Genomic DNA, 924 nt, shown 5'->3' on the forward strand with positions numbered 1-924 from the left:
AAGCGCTGCTTATCAATATAAGTTTCCGTGTTTCGTTTTCGTTTAGTTTTGAGAGTTCAATTCAGTGTTGACTCTTAAATGAGGATATGATATAAATAAATCCTGCAATTTGTATGGGCCTATAGCTCAGCTGGTTAGAGCGCACGCCTGATAAGCGTGAGGTCGATGGTTCGAGTCCATTTAGGCCCACCATACATTTTGGGGCCTTAGCTCAGCTGGGAGAGCGCCTGCCTTGCACGCAGGAGGTCAGCGGTTCGATCCCGCTAGGCTCCACCAAAAAGCTATTTTAAATAGCAAATGGTATGTTCTTTGAAAACTAGATAACAGTGTAGCTCATATTTTTTAATTTTTAGTTTGGTTAAGTTAGAAAGGGCGCACGGTGGATGCCTTGACACTAGGAGTCGATGAAGGACGGGACTAACGCCGATATGCTTCGGGGAGCTGTAAGTAAGCTTTGATCCGAAGATTTCCGAATGGGGAAACCCACCATACGTAATGGTATGGTATCCTTATCTGAATACATAGGGTAAGGAAGACAGACCCAGGGAACTGAAACATCTAAGTACCTGGAGGAAGAGAAAGCAAATGCGATTTCCTAAGTAGCGGCGAGCGAAACGGAACATAGCCCAAACCAAGAGGCTTGCCTCTTGGGGTTGTAGGACATTCTATACGGAGTTACAAAGGAACGAGGTAGACGAAGCGACCTGGAAAGGTCCGTCGTAGAGGGTAACAACCCCGTAGTCGAAACTTCGTTCTCTCTTGAATGTATCCTGAGTACGGCGGAACACGTGAAATTCCGTCGGAATCTGGGAGGACCATCTCCCAAGGCTAAATACTCCCTAGTGATCGATAGTGAACCAGTACCGTGAGGGAAAGGTGAAAAAGCACCCCGGAAGGGGAGTGAAAGAGATCCTGAAACCGTGT

The 924-nt window shown here is 46.6% G+C and carries 2 tRNA genes and 1 rRNA gene; all 3 read left to right on the top strand.

Features of this window, described 5'->3' with window-relative positions:
* Positions 1 to 115 precede the first annotated feature (115 nt).
* Positions 116 to 192: transfer RNA gene (locus HMPREF1014_RS29155), tRNA-Ile, on the top strand.
* A gap of 8 nt (positions 193 to 200) precedes the next feature.
* A tRNA-Ala gene (locus HMPREF1014_RS29160) sits at positions 201 to 276 on the top strand.
* Positions 277 to 356: 80 nt separating this feature from the next.
* Positions 357 to 924: ribosomal RNA gene (locus HMPREF1014_RS29165) — 23S ribosomal RNA — on the top strand; the annotation flags it as partial.

This window comes from Bacillus sp. 7_6_55CFAA_CT2 (assembly GCF_000238655.1).
GTDB lineage: Bacteria > Bacillota > Bacilli > Bacillales > Bacillaceae_G > Bacillus_A > Bacillus_A cereus.